At 42.6% G+C, this 15,094-nt stretch carries 11 protein-coding genes; 4 read left to right on the top strand and 7 right to left on the bottom strand.

Annotated features, from left to right (window positions below; all coding sequences use genetic code 11):
• Positions 1–11: 11 nt before the first annotated feature.
• Complete coding sequence (gene ilvD, locus DD657_RS01785; protein WP_287048230.1) at positions 12–1,826, bottom strand: dihydroxy-acid dehydratase; 1,815 nt, start codon at positions 1,824–1,826, stop codon at positions 12–14.
• A 794-nt stretch (positions 1,827–2,620) separates the two neighbouring features.
• On the opposite strand from ilvD, the gene DD657_RS01780 reads away from it, so the two are divergent.
• Both DD657_RS01780 and ispG read left to right on the top strand, forming a co-directional pair.
• The gene (locus DD657_RS01780; protein WP_287048228.1) at positions 2,621–4,528 is read left to right on the top strand and encodes an AMP-dependent synthetase/ligase; all 1,908 of its coding nucleotides are present in this window, start codon (positions 2,621–2,623) and stop codon (positions 4,526–4,528) included.
• 48 nt (positions 4,529–4,576) lie between these two features.
• The gene (ispG, locus tag DD657_RS01775; RefSeq protein ID WP_287048227.1) at positions 4,577–6,409 is read left to right on the top strand and encodes a (E)-4-hydroxy-3-methylbut-2-enyl-diphosphate synthase; all 1,833 of its coding nucleotides are present in this window, start codon (positions 4,577–4,579) and stop codon (positions 6,407–6,409) included.
• Here the strand turns inward: ispG and DD657_RS01770 are convergent.
• The 3 genes from DD657_RS01770 to DD657_RS01760 all read right to left on the bottom strand — a co-directional run bounded on the left by DD657_RS01770 (position 6,406) and on the right by DD657_RS01760 (position 11,196).
• Complete coding sequence (locus tag DD657_RS01770; RefSeq protein ID WP_068691129.1) at positions 6,406–6,723, bottom strand: hypothetical protein; 318 nt, start codon at positions 6,721–6,723, stop codon at positions 6,406–6,408. The two genes, ispG and DD657_RS01770, sit on opposite strands and share 4 nt — an antisense overlap.
• Positions 6,724–7,378: 655 nt before the next feature.
• Entirely contained in the window at positions 7,379–9,733 is a 2,355-nt protein-coding gene (locus tag DD657_RS01765; RefSeq protein WP_287048226.1) for an ABC transporter permease, read from the bottom strand.
• Between the two features lie 431 nt (positions 9,734–10,164).
• Positions 10,165–11,196: an endonuclease/exonuclease/phosphatase family protein gene (locus DD657_RS01760; RefSeq protein WP_287048224.1), complete on the bottom strand. Its 1,032-nt coding sequence runs from the start codon at positions 11,194–11,196 to the stop codon at positions 10,165–10,167.
• 213 nt (positions 11,197–11,409) lie between these two features.
• On the opposite strand from DD657_RS01760, the gene DD657_RS01755 reads away from it, so the two are divergent.
• The gene (locus tag DD657_RS01755) at positions 11,410–11,667 is read left to right on the top strand and encodes a GlsB/YeaQ/YmgE family stress response membrane protein (protein WP_068691125.1); all 258 of its coding nucleotides are present in this window, start codon (positions 11,410–11,412) and stop codon (positions 11,665–11,667) included.
• Positions 11,668–11,768: 101 nt separating this feature from the next.
• Here DD657_RS01755 and DD657_RS01750 read toward each other — a convergent pair whose 3' ends face one another.
• The 3 genes from DD657_RS01750 to DD657_RS01740 form a co-directional block, all read right to left on the bottom strand.
• Entirely contained in the window at positions 11,769–12,782 is a 1,014-nt protein-coding gene (locus DD657_RS01750; RefSeq protein ID WP_068691123.1) for a GGGtGRT protein, read from the bottom strand.
• 17 nt (positions 12,783–12,799) lie between these two features.
• Positions 12,800–13,492: an iron-sulfur cluster assembly scaffold protein gene (locus DD657_RS01745; RefSeq protein ID WP_021989336.1), complete on the bottom strand. Its 693-nt coding sequence runs from the start codon at positions 13,490–13,492 to the stop codon at positions 12,800–12,802.
• Between the two features lie 256 nt (positions 13,493–13,748).
• The gene (locus DD657_RS01740) at positions 13,749–13,901 is read right to left on the bottom strand and encodes a hypothetical protein (protein WP_021989335.1); all 153 of its coding nucleotides are present in this window, start codon (positions 13,899–13,901) and stop codon (positions 13,749–13,751) included.
• Positions 13,902–14,044: 143 nt separating this feature from the next.
• Here DD657_RS01740 and DD657_RS01735 point away from each other — a divergent pair, with 143 nt between their 5' ends.
• Positions 14,045–14,695, top strand: a complete 651-nt coding sequence (locus tag DD657_RS01735; RefSeq protein WP_021989334.1) for an amino acid kinase family protein — start codon at positions 14,045–14,047, stop codon at positions 14,693–14,695.
• The last annotated feature ends 399 nt before the right edge of the window (positions 14,696–15,094 follow it).

Raw genomic sequence — 15,094 nt, 5'->3', positions numbered from 1 at the left:
GGGAGATGGATTTAATCTATGATCCGGACGGCACCTTTGTCCGCCGAACTGACGAATCTGGCATAGGCCTGTAAAGATTTGGAAACACAACGATCGCGTGCAACCGGTTTAAAAGCTTTTATAGTCTGAAGCCGGTTACTGATTTCATCTATATTCAACAACAGGTTGATGCTGCGTTCGGGAATGTTGATCTCGATAGGATCTCCGTCCTGGATGATGGCTATTTCTCCTCCTGCGGCGGCTTCGGGAGAAATGTGACCGACAGACAATCCGGAAGTGCCTCCGGAAAAGCGTCCGTCCGTAATCAAAGCGCATACTTTATCCAGATTTCTGGATTTCAGATAGGAAGTTGGATATAACATTTCCTGCATACCCGGTCCGCCCTTGGGACCTTCGTAACGGATGACGACAACTTCTCCGGCTTTTACTTCCCCGTTAAGAATACCGTTTATTGCCTGTCCCTGTGACTCGAAAACTTTGGCGATGCCCCGGAACACCAGCAGCGATTCGTCGACTCCGGCTGTTTTTACAATGCAACCGTTACGGGCGATATTACCGGTTAGTACCGCTAATCCTCCGTCTTTGGAATAGGCATGGGCCGTATCCCGGATACATCCGCGTGTACGGTCGGCGTCGAAGGTTTCGAAATAATGACTCTGGCCTCCCAGTTCCTGACTGAATTTTCCACCCGGTGCGCTTAAATAGAATTTCCGGGCTTTCTGGCTGAGGCGTTCACTCTTTATGTCGTATTTGGTCAGACAGGAAGCTAAACTGTTATAGCCGATCCTTTTTACCGAAGTGTCGATAAGACCGGCTCTGTCCAGTTCTCCGAGAATGCCCATGACACCTCCGGCACGATTGACATCCTGAATGTGGTAGCGCGAATTGGGCGAAACTTTACAAAGTACCGGAATTTTTCGCGACAAACGGTCGATATCCTCCAAGGTAAAGTCTACTTCGGCTTCATGGGCGACAGCCAACAGGTGGAGAACCGTATTGGTAGAGCCTCCCATGGCGATGTCCAGGGCCATGGCATTTTCAAATGCCGCTTTTGTCGCAATAGAACGCGGTAATACGGAGTTATCACCTTCGAAATAATACATGCCGGCTTTTTGTACGATAAGAGAAGCCGCTTTCTCGAATATGCGTTTCCGGTTGCTGTGAGTGGCCGGTATAGTGCCGTTTCCCGGAATGGCTAATCCCAGGGCTTCTACAAGACAGTTCATGGAGTTGGCGGTAAACATACCGGAACAACAGCCGCATCCGGGACAGGCACTTTTTTCTATTTCTTCTATTTCTTCATCGCTGTACTTTTCGTCGGCACCCATGACCATGGCGTCGACCAGGTCGACAGGCTTGCCTTTATAAGTGCCGGCCTCCATCGGTCCTCCCGATACAAATACAGTAGGTATATTCAGGCGCATGGCAGCCATGAGCATGCCGGGCGTGATTTTATCGCAATTGCTGATGCAGACCAAAGCGTCTATTTTATGGGCGTTTGCCATGTATTCGATGCTGTCGGCAATGATGTCACGGGAAGGAAGCGAATATAACATTCCGTCGTGTCCCATGGCAATACCATCGTCAATGGCAATGGTATTGAACTCTGCTGCAAAACAACCGCGTTTTTCTATCCCTTCTTTTACGTATTGGCCAATCTTGTGCAGATGACCGTGGCCGGGAACGAATTGAGTAAACGAATTGGCAATTCCGATTACCGGCATACCGAATTCCATGTCCTTCATTCCATTCGCTCGCCAAAGGCTTCTGGCCCCCGCCATTCTGCGGCCTGTCATTGTCGTTAGACTTCTTAGTTTGTTTCTCATTTTTGTTTGTGTTGTGCAGTAAATTACTAAAAACAAGAAGGCCTTTCCCGTTGTGTGAGAAAGGCCTTTTATATGAATATGTTGTGTGTTGTCATTCCAATAGATATACCTTTCTCACGTCGTAGCAGAGGACCACGATAATCAAAAGGTTCATAATCAGATGTAGGAATAAATTTGCCATACTTTTACATTTTTATGCAGGCAAATATAATAATGAAACTTTGTGAATACCAAATATTTCTTGTAATATTTACACGAAACGATGCTTTTGTATAGAATTATACAAATACAAACGTATGCATAAAAATGAAAAACGTATGGTTTTAAATTTAGAATTGAAATTTCCGGTTTGAATGAAAAAAATGGAAACGGATTTGTAATGGTAAACCGGAGATTGCGTGTCCGGATTCAGTCGTCATAGGGAATTCGTATAGCCTCCCTGAGAAAGGAACAAGGTTGAAGTGCTTCCGGCAACTCATAGAAAAGAGGCTCTGTTATTTGAACGGAGAAATGACAGAATGACTCAGAGGTCGTTTGAGGTGTCTCAATTTTATTTTTTAATACAGACACCATGATAAAAATAATTAGCGTTAATATGCCTGTAATGGTTAATCTCATAGCTTCAATTATTAAACGGTGGAAAGGAGTATACGAGAAAACCGGGGCAAAAGTTGCAGTAAAAAGAAAAAATAGTGTTTTATCGGATTATCCGGTTTTCAGAGATTCATAAATTGATATTTGATACTGAATTGCGGAATTGTTATTAACTTTGTCCTTATTATGGGAAGAAGAAGATGGATACGATTATAGACTTATTCGAGCGGAGTTGTTTAAAATTTCCGGATAACCCTTATTTGTGGGAGAAGAAGGACGGAAAATACGAGGCATTGACCTACGGCCGGGCGAAGAGCCGGGTGATGGAGATTGCTGCAGGATTGCTGGCCGTCGGATTGAAAAAAGGACAGCGGGTTGCGTTGTTAAGTGAAGGGTGTAGTGATTGGGTATGCAGTGAGCTGGGAATTTTATACGCCGGAGGTGTCAATGTACCGTTGAGCATTCGCTTGACGGCCAGGGAACTCGTGTTCCGTATCAATCATTCGGGGGCCCGTTTTGTGTTCGTTTCTCCTTTTTATCTCCATATTTTAAACAGTATATTGGGGGAGTTGGAGTCTGTTGAAAAAATAGTTGTGTTCCGTTCTTCGGGAGAAATGACCGGTCTCTGTAGTTCATTTGCCCGTTTGGTGCAGGAGGGCAGACGTTGGCTGGGAGTTCATCCCGGGCATTTGGAAGAGATAGCATGTTCGGTAAAAAGTACCGATATGGCCAATATATCCTATACCTCAGGGACGACGGCAGAACCTAAAGGGATTATACTGACTCATGGGAATTATGTCTGCAATGTGTTGCAAGCCGATTCTTTGATTCGTATCCCTGAATTTTATAAAGTATTATTGTTTCTTCCCTGGGATCATAGTTTTGCACATACGGTCGGTATTTATTCTTTTATGTATAACGGAGCTTCTTTAGCGGCCGTCGATTTTGGAAATTCTCCGATGGATTTTTTGCGTAATATACCGCTCAATATGCGGGAGATCAAACCTCATGTTTTGTTGAGCGTACCGGCAATAGCCAAGAATTTCCGGAAAAATATCGAAGCGGAAATCCAGCGCAAGGGGAGATTTGTCACTTTTTTGTATATGCGGGGGCTGAAATTTGCCTATTGGTATTACGGGGACGGTAATTATAGAAAAAAAGGCTTGAAAGTATTGGTGGCACCGGTAAAGCATTTTTTCGATAGCTTGGTTTTTTCGAGGATCCGGAAATCTTTCGGAGGAAATTTGCGTTTTTTTATCGGAGGCGGTGCTTTGTTGGATGTCGAATTGCAAAAATATTACCGGGCCTTGGGAATTCCCATGTATCAAGGATACGGTTTGTCCGAGGCTTCTCCGGTAATCAGTTCGAATACGCCGGAATGTCATAAGTTCGGATCTTCAGGGCGACCTGTGACTCCGATGGAACTTCGGATCTGCGATGCCGACGGTGGGATAATGCCGCTGGGAGAACAGGGAGAGATCGTTATCCGGGGAGGGAATGTCATGCGGGGATATTGGTGTAACGAAATTTCTACGGCAGAGACAATACGCGAAGGCTGGCTGTATACGGGTGATTTGGGATTTCTCGACGAACATGGATTTTTAACGGTATTGGGGCGTTTTAAATCGTTGCTGATAGCCAATGACGGGGAGAAATACAGTCCGGAAGGGATTGAGGAGGCGATTGTGGAAAAATCCCGGTTTATCGATTACTGTATGCTGTATAATAACCAGTCGTCGTATACGGTTGGCTTGATTGTGCCGAACAAAAACGCATTGAGAGAGTATATTCAGGGTAAACATATAGAGGCCGGTACAATTGAGGGGTATAAGATGATGTTGGATAAGATTCGCCGGGAATTGATGGAATATCGTTACGGAGGGAAATATGCCGGTCTTTTTCCCGAGCGTTGGCTGCCGGCAGTTGTCGTCATTTTACCTGCTGCGTTGAATGAAAAAGACGGGACAATTAATTCTACCTCTAAAATGGTCAGGAGACGTATTACGGAGTTGTATAAGTCGGAATTAGCCTTTGCTTATACCCCGGAAGGAAAAGATATATTGAACTGTACAAATACCCGGAATATACGGAAATTGTTTGATAATTAGGAGGTTTTGTGATTGTACGGCAGTCAGAATCAGTTTTTAGGAAAGAATATGCGCAGAAAAACTACAATTGTAAAAATCGGTAACTTGTCTTTGTCTTCGGAAGAGCCGGTAATGATACAATCCATGCTGAATACTTCAACGATGGATACGGAAGCCTGTGTGGAGCAGGCGATACGGATTATCGATGCCGGCGGCCGGTTGGTAAGGATTACGGCTCAGGGAGTGAAAGAAGCGGAAAATCTGAAAAATATACGTGCAGCCCTGTGTGAGCGGGGCTATACGACTCCTTTGTCGGCCGATATTCATTTTAATCCTGCCGCAGCCATTGTGGCAGCACGGTATGTTGAAAAAGTGCGTATTAATCCCGGTAATTTTGCGGATAAACGGGCTACTTTTGAGCAATTGGAGTATACGGATGATCAGTATGCCGCAGAATTGGAGGTATTGAGGCAAAAATTTACGGAATTTCTGGAAGTTTGCCGGGAACACCATACGGCTGTCCGTATCGGTACGAATCACGGTTCTTTGTCGGACCGGATTATGAGCCGGTATGGAAATACGCCGGCCGGTATGGTAGAAGCGACGATGGAATATCTGAGAATCTGCCGGGAGTTTGATTTTCCGGATGTAGTTATTTCGCTCAAATCGAGTGATTGCCGGGTGATGGTGGAGGCGGTCCGTTTGTTGGTGAAACAAATGGAAGAGGAAGGTATGGCTTATCCTTTGCATTTGGGGGTAACGGAGGCTGGCGAAGGAGAGGACGGACGGATTCGTTCGGCGGTAGGGATCGGTTGTTTACTGAATGAAGGCATCGGAGATACGGTACGGGTATCGTTGACAGAGGCTCCTGAATATGAGATACCGGTGGCCAGGTCGCTGGTTGGGTTATGTGATCCGCAGTATCACCGGGAAAGTAAATCCGTTACGGCAGGTGTTGCGCTAAAACCGATAGTGGTTGCCGATCTTTCTGTGGCCGGGAGTATTGAAGCACAACTGATCCGCGATCTGGATTTTCACCCGATAAATACAGGGTGGAAAGCCGGGAATAAGGCTCCGGAAATGATCTATACTGAAACGGTAGGCCCTGAATTGGCTGAATTACCGGAAAATGTGAAGGTCGTTGTGCCTGTTGCCGCATTTGACCGGGCGAAGGTGTTTCGGCGGAATGTATCTCTACTGGTCGGAGCAGAAGAGTTTATCCGGGAGAAACAAAATGCTGAAGACTCTTTTGTGGAAGTAATAAAGGAAATGCAGGTAGACCGGCACCTGGCAGAGAAATTATCTTCTTCTTCGGCAGTTGTCGTGTTGAATCCTGAAAATCCCGGTTACCATGCATTTCGTAGCTTGTTGAAAACGATACGTGAAAACGGTATTTCCAATAAAGTTATTGTCCGGGTGATGACAAATTGCAATGACAAAGAGTGGGTGAAACTTTGGGTGGCGGCACATACCGGTGGTCTGTTTATCGATCGCCTGGCAGATGGGATCTGGATTTCATCTCCGGCAATTTCCGATCCGCTTTTGGGGTTGAATCTGGGAAGGAATATTCTCCAATCGGTAGGCTTACGGCGTTATAAAGCAGAATTCGTCAGTTGTCCCGGATGCGGACGTACATTGTATAATTTGGAAGAAGCCGTTGCAAAAGTAAAGCAGGCATTCGGCCATCTTGATAAATTAAAAATTGCCGTCATGGGATGTGTGGTTAACGGACCGGGAGAAATGGGAGATGCTGATTATGGATATGTCGGAGCCGGGAACGGTAAGGTAAATCTTTATAAAGGCCGTCGTATGATGAGGGTGGCTGTACCGGAACAGGAGGCGATAGCTGCTCTCGGACAATTGATCCGGGAGAATGGGGATTGGTGTGATAAAACGGCTTAATGGGAAATGATACCGACGATGACGATAGACGTTATCAAAAACAGGACGAGTAAACCGACTAAAATGAATAAGGTTTCTTGCCAACTCTTTCTTCGGTAGGTGATGTAGAGCAGATTTATGCTGGGATAGACCCACAATAAAAGCAGGACGGCTTTGAAAACATATCCCGTTCCCGAGCAACTTTGCCCGTATAACCACTTCATAAAAACGGCCGATTCGTATGTCAGTAATGTCGTCATGACAGTTACGAAAGAAGCAATCAGTAAAAGTATTACCGATGTTTTAATTCCGAATATACAGCTTATTTTTTTCATAAAGTAATCTGGTGGATTTACTATCATTTGTCGTCAAATAATGAAACCGGAGAAAGAAACGTTGAAATTTGATGGCAAAAATTTACCTCCAATAGTCCTTTCAGACCCGCAAAGTATAACTTCCCGGGTTTATTATTTCCGACATTTGATAAATCAGAACTTGTGAAAAAAAAGCGTGGAATCTGTTAGCCTATTTATTCTGAAGGATCTGGACTTCCCTTATACAAATAAAACAACAGTCCACGCTTAGCCTTATATACGGTAAGCCCGAACGTAAGTTTTATCCCTGTATAAATGAAATTGTCCAGATTCCAGAATAGAGATAACACGCTCTTTTTTATTCTCAAAATGTTTGTTTCAGTAAATACCACGAAACGATACAAAGTTAAGAATATTTAAAAGCATTCCAACGCTCTGTGGACTGTTGTCTTACAAAAGTAGTATTTATTAACGTTTTATAAAAGAGAAGATAACAAGGATTAGCCTTGAAATAGGTAAAATACAAGTTACAATTGTTAAAATAGGTATATAAATACGAAAAAACATACTTCAAGATCGGGCTTTAAATTTAAAATTTACGATTTTAGATTATGTTCACAATCCTCCCCTGCAAAAAAATGAATCGTAAATCATAAATGAATCTATAATTTAAAACTTACGATTCTTTTAATCCTTCCACCGGGTTTGTCGTCGCAGCCCGCCAACTTTGCCAGCTTATCGTCAGCAAAGAAATTGAAAATACAATGGCTCCCGATAATACAAATAGCCACCAGTATACCGGAGCTTTGTAGGCAAATCTCGATAACCACGACGAGATAATATAATAAGCCAGTGGACAGGCTATCAGGAAAGAACTCCCCAACAGCAGGAAAAATCCCCGGTTCAGCAGGACCAGAATTTCTTTTTCTGTCGCTCCGTTTACTTTCCGTAATGCAATTTCTTTCCGTTTATATTGTGCATTGTATACAATCATGCCGTATACGCCGATCAGAGAGATGATAATGGCGATCAGTCCGAATAGGGAAATAGCTTGTGTCAGGCGACTTTCTTTTTCGTAACGTTGCTGCATTGTATCATCCAGAAAACGTACATTCAGATTATTGTATTTTGAAAAACGATTGAATACCTGACTTATGTATTTCATGGCATCTCCCGTATTGGGTGATATTTTCAACAACATATAGTCGAAATGATATTGGGGGTCGTTTATACATACAAATTCTAAAGGTGTAATCCCTTGACGTAGCGAAAGATGCTGGACATCCTTTGCGACACCTACAAAGCGGGCTCCACCCGAGATTCCTGCTGTTTCGACCGGTTGACCCATGTACTTTTCCAGGAAGGGCATTTGTTTTAAAGCCGTTTCTGTGAATATGACTTCCGTTTCTTCCCGATTTTTGGAAAATTCATGACCACTGATGAGAGGAATACCCATTAATTGCATAAAACGTCTGTCGACAAACCAGCGGTCGAATTGGAAATTATTTTCATTCCAACTTCCACTAATCGTGGCGGCATTATCACTTTCCGGTATCCAATCGGTATACGCATAATCCGTTATGTCCGGTGATTGCATCAATTCGTTTGTAAAAGCATGTCGCTGATCGAATAACTGTTGGTTAAATTGAAAATAAACGATTTGGTCTTTATGAAATCCTAAAGTATAATTCTGCATGTACCGTTGCTGGTTATTCATAAGTAACATACAAGTAATCAATGCGACGGAGATTACGAATTGAAATGTCATTAGTCCGTTTCTTATCCGTTGTCCCTGGGGAGACAATACAAAATTTCCTTTCAGTACCAATGCCGGTGCAAAAGAGGTAATATAGCGTGCCGGAAAGAAACCGGCTGATAATCCGACTATCAGGATCATCCCTCCGCATCCCAATGTTGTCAGGGGATGTGCTTGGGGAGAAATGGAGGTGGCAAATAGATGTCCGATAAACGAATGGTCTGCTAACTGGAGTAAAAACAGAGATAAAATGAAGGCTATAGTTGCGTAAATCATTGCTTCGCACATCAATTGCAAACGTAATTTCCCGACACCAGCCCCTAAAACTTTATGGGTATTTACACCTTTTATCCGGGCGGGTGCTAAAGACATAGAGAAATTGATAAAATTGATCGTAGCAATCAGTATAATTAAGATAGATACGCCGAAAAGAATTCGTGATGTGGTCAGATTTCCGGTAGGCTTGGTTTCATAAGAGGCCTTCGAATGAAAATAGATATCTGTCAAAGGTGTAACTCTTTTTTCTAATTTTCCGTTTTCGGATACGTCATCGGCGATTTTTAAGTCGTTTAATTGTTTTGTCAGTGCTATTGGGTCTTTCAGGTTACTTTTGATAAAAAACTGGACATTCCAGTTTCCCCAATTCATTTCCTGCTCATTTAATTTAGCATAACAGTTGTTGGAGAAAATCGAATTTCCGGGAAAGTCTTTGTATATTCCTGCGACAGTATAATCTCCCTCAATAGTATTCCATGAACCTCCACTTATTTTCATTCGTCGATTCAGGGCTTCTTCCGCAGAGCCGAACAAACGCGTCGCCTGACTTTCCGGAAGTAGTATCATTCCCGGTTCTGCCAAGGCTTTGCGGGCTTCCCCGTACAATATCTGAAAATCGATAACGTCACACATGGATAGATTGGCGGTAGAAATGGGAATGTTGAATTTATTGATGGCCCCTTGTTCATCTTCGATAGCGACATCCTGGTTTGAGCCGTCCCTTTGAACGAAAGATTGTTCGATAGACGGACATCCTTCTACCAAAAGTTCACAAACAGGATACGGTACATTCGAACTGAAGCCGTCATTTCCGATTTTCATTTCTACCCGGAATATTCGGTCAGCATTTCGGCGGAATTTATCGTATCCGTTTTCAAAACAGATATGGAATAAGATGGCCATAAATACAGCAGAAGCAACTGTCAATCCCAAAATATTTAATAATCCGGCTGTCCGGAATCGCTTGAAATCTCTTATAAATTCTTTTAAAATTCTCATAATGACGACAATGTGATTAAAACAGTTTTCGTTTTTTTAAAGTTATGGATATTGTTTTTTGGGTTTTATCGGTAATCAATGGGATGCCTGTTAAATCGAATCTGGTTTTTCGGGAATGTGAATTTCCATTGTTTTAAATTATACAATTATCGTGCCTGTTTGTATAAGGTATTGAAATACAATTGTTTATTGGTGTTGTTTTAAATGGATTTTGTCAAATAAATAGACATTATCGTATGAAAATTATACAAAATAAAAAGGGAAGATGATTTCTTCCCTTTTTATCCGATTTTAGACCGGTAAATAAACTAATGGCATTCAGAGTATTTAATCAAAAATCATTAATTCTTTCAAGCCGGCTTATCTGATAATTTAAGACTTTGTGTATTCGGCTTATGTACCTGATCAAAATTAACAATCAGCATACGTTACTATTTTAAAGAAAAAGTAGCTAATACGGCTTTGTGGTCGGTTGGCCATGTTGCGAGCGGTTCGATAATCGGGTCGGCCGTATTTTCGCTAATCCGTTCTCCGCGGAGGATATCTCCTTTAGGACCTATCAGGGTTACGTCGGTTAAGGCAAGTCCGTTAAAGGGTGCATATATGATGAAATCAATGCGGTCCCGGTCGTCGGCTTCAGGCGACCAAACCAATTTTTCGAGTGCGATATTCCGGCAATCGGCAGGACAGGTCATGCCCGGATGGGTTACCGGATCGGGATAAAGTTCCCGGTAAGTATCTTTATAGCCTGCTTTCTGCAATAAAGTCGAGACATCCCAGGGTACGACCAATCCCTGATGGTCCCGCATGTCTTTTGTCGCCTCTGTCCAATCCAGGTGGGACGGCTCGTTAAAGTCGCCGCCTAAGATAACAATACGTCCGGCTGCTTTGTCTTTTTGGGCTTCCTGAATAAAACAGGCAATGGCATCATCACGTACTGACCGGCGATTCAGAAACAATACGGAATCCAGGTCGGTTACGGGAGTTTGTTTTTCCCAGGTATTGCCGTTGTAGCCGCGTACATCGTAATAGGCACAGTTCCGGTAGTCCAGATGAGCCGTATAAACGGCAAATTCCTGATTGCCGATTTTAGTGATCATTTTATAGATACTGCCCCGGTCGTTTTTTTCCGGATAAACGGTAACACTGTCGGTGATGGGATAACGGCTTAATAAACCGCTGTCGTAAGAATAAAACGAGTAGTAGGTTTGTCCGCGTTTTTTCAGCGCTTCTATAATCCGGTCGCAGAAACGGGTGCTGTGGTAATTACGGACTTCGCTTAATGTGACGAAGTCGGCATCGCTTCGGACAATTTCGTCGGCAATGGCATCGAAACCGCCCGGAACGACCGTCCCTTCCTGCCAGATATTGAATTGCAGAACTTTGAATGTTTTTGTCTGCCTGCAAGAGAAAAGGCAGGTTGCCAATAGTAAGACGAAGCAGAATTGAATGGCATTTTTCATCTCTTTTATTTTATAAAATAATAACTGGGGTTGATTTTTTTCGGATGGTAAAGCTAAAGCCAATAAGTTAAATGTGAAAATATTTTCCTGTATAAAATCATCAGAAAAATAGAAATATGAGGGTATCGTCGATTGAAAATGATGATTTTTCCAAACTATTTTGTGCAGGATAAGTTTAAAGAAATAGTAAGTATAATTTAAAAACAAGGAGTTATGATGTTTATTTGGTATATTATCATTGGACTTATTGCCGGTTGGGCTGCCGGTAAAATTATGCGGGGCGGTGGATTCGGCTTCTTTATCAATCTGATTGTCGGGATTATCGGAGGTGTATTGGGCGGCTGGTTGTTTAGCTTGGTCGGTCTTCGGTCTACCGGAGGAATTATCGGAAGTTTGATTGTTTCTACATTCGGTGCAATTGTCCTGCTTTGGTTTGTAGCCTTGATGAATCCGCCTTCACGCCGTAAGTAAAAGAAAATGTGTTTTGTCGTTTTTCGAACAAAAACTGAAGATGTAAAAAATCCTGCCGATGCAAACCGACAGGATTTTTATATAGACAATCGGCTTCCCGATTATTTTTTCAAAGCTTCTGCAATCGATACGGCAACAGCCACGGTAGCACCTACCATCGGGTTGTTACCCATACCGAGGAAGCCCATCATTTCCACGTGAGCGGGAACGGAAGACGAACCGGCGAACTGGGCGTCGCTGTGCATACGTCCGAGGGTGTCGGTCATACCGTAAGATGCAGGACCGGCAGCCATGTTGTCCGGGTGCAGGGTGCGTCCCGTACCACCGCCGGATGCTACAGAGAAATACGGTTTACCGGCCAATACACGTTCTTTTTTATAAGTACCTGCAACCGGGTGTTGGAAACGGGTAGGATTGGTAGAGTTACCGGTAATGGAAACATCTACGCCTTCTTTCCACATGATAGCAACACCTTCCCGAACGTCGTCGGCACCGTAACAATTTACTTTTGCACGGGGACCGTCGGAGTAAGCTTTGGTTTTTACCACTTTCAAATCTCCGGTATAATAATCGAATTCAGTTTGCACATAGGTAAAACCGTTGATACGGGAAATGATCATAGCAGCGTCTTTTCCCAAACCGTTCAAAATGACACGTAACGGATTTTTGCGTACTTTGTTGGCCATTTCAGCAATTTTGATGGCACCTTCGGCAGCTGCGAAAGATTCGTGACCTGCCAGGAAAGCGAAACACTGGGTTTCTTCACGCAACAAACGGGCAGCCAGGTTTCCATGGCCTAAACCTACTTTACGGTCGTCGGCAACAGAACCGGCAATACAGAAAGCTTGCAGGCCTTCGCCGATAGCTTCGGCAGCATCTGCGGCATTTACACATCCTTTTTTAATAGCGATAGCAGCGCCTACAACGTAAGCCCATTTTGCATTTTCGAAACAGATATTCTGTGTTTGTTCACACTCTAAATAAGGATCGATTCCTTTTGCTTCGCAAATGGCTTCTGCCTCTTCGATAGAAGCGATACCATAGGAGTTCAATACTTTATTGATCTGGTTGATCCGACGATCCTGACTTTCAAATTTTACTTCTCTTTTTGCCATTGTATGTTCCTCCTATTTTATTCGTGACGTGGGTCAATATATTTAGCTGCATTGGCGAAACGTCCGTAGTTTGCAGTGGCTTTCTTCAATGCTTCGTTGGCATCGGTACCTTTTTTGATCAGGTCCATCATAACACCGAGGCGTACGAATTCATATCCGCATACTTCCCCGTCTTCGTCAAGTGCCAGGCGGGAGATATAACCTTCAGCCATTTCCAGATAACGAACACCTTTAGCTTTCGTTGAAAACATCGTGCCAACCTGGCTGCGCAGACCTTTACCTAAGTCTTCCAGGCCGGCGCCGATAGGCAGACCGCCTTCAGAAAATGCACTCTGGGTACGTCCGTATACAATCTGCAGGAATAATTCGCGCATAGCGGTATTGATAGCATCACATACCAAGTCGGTATTCAATGCTTCCAATAAAGTTTTACCTGTCAGAATTTCAGCAGCCATAGCAGCCGAGTGCGTCATACCGGAGCAACCGATCGTTTCTATCAATGCTTCTTCAATAATCCCGTCTTTGATATTCAATGTCAGTTTACAAGCCCCTTGTTGAGGTGCACACCAACCGATACCATGGGTTAAACCTGAAATATCTTTGATTTCTTTCGCTTTTACCCATTTCCCTTCTTCGGGGATTGGGGCAGGACCGTGGTTCGGGCCTTTTTTTACAACACACATGTGTTGTACTTCGTGTGAATAAATCATTATTTTAGCTTTTATTGATTAATATATTGTTACACATTGCTTTCACGCGCACAATTAGGACAAAGATACGGGTTTGTTTGGAATAAAAAATAAGTTTATACAGATATTATTGTGCATACGTTTGCAGTGAAATATCTGAAAATCAGGTTGTGTATAAGATTATAGCAAAAACAGGGTATAATGTTAAAATCTATATATTATAGTAAGAAAAACAGGAATAATGTTTGATATTCCAAAAGGTTTATTCTATTTTTGCTTACATCATGAAGTCGAATTGTAACTGCCATAATGCAAGTAGCATGCTTTCTTTACAGCATGAATGCGGAATTCCGTCCGTAGGCACTGTGATTACAATTACGACGGTTACTACCACAACAACGACAACCCCTTTGGGGGTATAGTTTGTCATATTGCCAATTTGTATTATTTCTATTCCGGTCCAGGACCGGGAGTTGGCCTTTCATCGTTTTCGATTTACGATTGAATGGAATCACGGGAAAGTGGGTCTGTTTTTTAATCGGAATTATTTATTTACAATTTAAATATAGAATTATGTTGATATATAAGTTTAAAGGAGCAGTCATGCAGAATCCTGAAATGATTGCCGGAATAAGAAATGAGATACAAAAACAAAGTGAAAATTGTATTGTGGTTGTTTCTGCATTGAAAGGCGTAATGCCTCGTTTGCGTGCATTATATGCACTGAGTTTGAAAAAAGGAAGTGGTTTTGAAGAAGAATTTAAAGAATTTCGTCATGTTCATGCCGATTTGGCGGAACATTTATTGGCTGGGAATAAATTATCCGAATACCTGGAAGACATGCAAAAGCATTTGGATGAGTTATATGAAATATTGCATCAGGTGGCTCCCGTGAAGGAAGCTTCACAGGCAATGAAAGATTATATTCTGGCCAAGGGAGATATCCTTTCGTCTTTGCTTTTCAGCAAATTATTTGAAAATGCTTCCTGGAAGGATTCCCGGGATTTTATAATTACCGATAGTAATTTTGGGGCTCCGGAGATTTTGTGGGAAGAAAGTTGCGAGGCGGTTTCCCGGGAGTTTAGGGATACCGGGGGAATAACTGTCGTTCCGGGATATTGTGGAAAGACAAAAAGCGGATATAGTATTTCTTTAGGGAGGGTCGGCCTGTCACTGACGGCCGCATTACTGGAATCGGCTTTTCAGAAAGTAAAAGTTGCTTAAAACGCTATTGAAATGAGTGCATTACAAAATCTTTGGATGCTTTGTTATCCAAGGATTTTGTGTTGTTATTCTTTTTATTTTAAATTTGACCGGAGAAACGTTCATATAAATTGTAAATTTTAGATTGATGATTTTAGATTATACCTGCAATCCTTTTCTGTAAAAGGAGGAATTGTAGGGTAAAAACGTAAATCTGCAATTAAAACGACCGTTAAATCAGGGGCTTGAAGTGTAAAAAATACAGTCCTTTGCAGGATAAAAAATACGCGGATATAATGCGGGATACCGCATTCTAATCATTTGATAATAAATAGAATATTGTTTTAAAAAAGGAATGTAAAGAAACGGGGAGTTTTATTGTCCCAACCGATCTTATACAACAAATTTTAACGGTCGTTT

It is taken from the genome of Culturomica sp., assembly GCF_003524185.1.
GTDB lineage: Bacteria > Bacteroidota > Bacteroidia > Bacteroidales > Marinifilaceae > Culturomica > Culturomica massiliensis.
This window is presented reverse-complemented; position numbering and strand designations above follow the sequence as displayed.

Bases quoted from the DNA above. Each gene is read 5' to 3' on its own strand.
- DD657_RS01735 (WP_021989334.1), top strand. From the start codon at position 14,045: ATGTTGATATATAAGTTTAAAGGAGCAGTCATGCAGAATCCTGAAATG.
- ilvD (WP_287048230.1), bottom strand. From the start codon at position 1,826: ATGAGAAACAAACTAAGAAGTCTAACGACAATGACAGGCCGCAGAATG.
- DD657_RS01740 (WP_021989335.1), bottom strand. From the start codon at position 13,901: ATGACAAACTATACCCCCAAAGGGGTTGTCGTTGTTGTGGTAGTAACC.
- DD657_RS01760 (WP_287048224.1), bottom strand. From the start codon at position 11,196: ATGAAAAATGCCATTCAATTCTGCTTCGTCTTACTATTGGCAACCTGC.
- DD657_RS01765 (WP_287048226.1), bottom strand. From the start codon at position 9,733: ATGAGAATTTTAAAAGAATTTATAAGAGATTTCAAGCGATTCCGGACA.
- DD657_RS01780 (WP_287048228.1), top strand. From the start codon at position 2,621: ATGGATACGATTATAGACTTATTCGAGCGGAGTTGTTTAAAATTTCCG.
- DD657_RS01770 (WP_068691129.1), bottom strand. From the start codon at position 6,723: ATGAAAAAAATAAGCTGTATATTCGGAATTAAAACATCGGTAATACTT.
- DD657_RS01755 (WP_068691125.1), top strand. From the start codon at position 11,410: ATGATGTTTATTTGGTATATTATCATTGGACTTATTGCCGGTTGGGCT.
- DD657_RS01745 (WP_021989336.1), bottom strand. From the start codon at position 13,492: ATGATTTATTCACACGAAGTACAACACATGTGTGTTGTAAAAAAAGGC.
- ispG (WP_287048227.1), top strand. From the start codon at position 4,577: ATGCGCAGAAAAACTACAATTGTAAAAATCGGTAACTTGTCTTTGTCT.
- DD657_RS01750 (WP_068691123.1), bottom strand. From the start codon at position 12,782: ATGGCAAAAAGAGAAGTAAAATTTGAAAGTCAGGATCGTCGGATCAAC.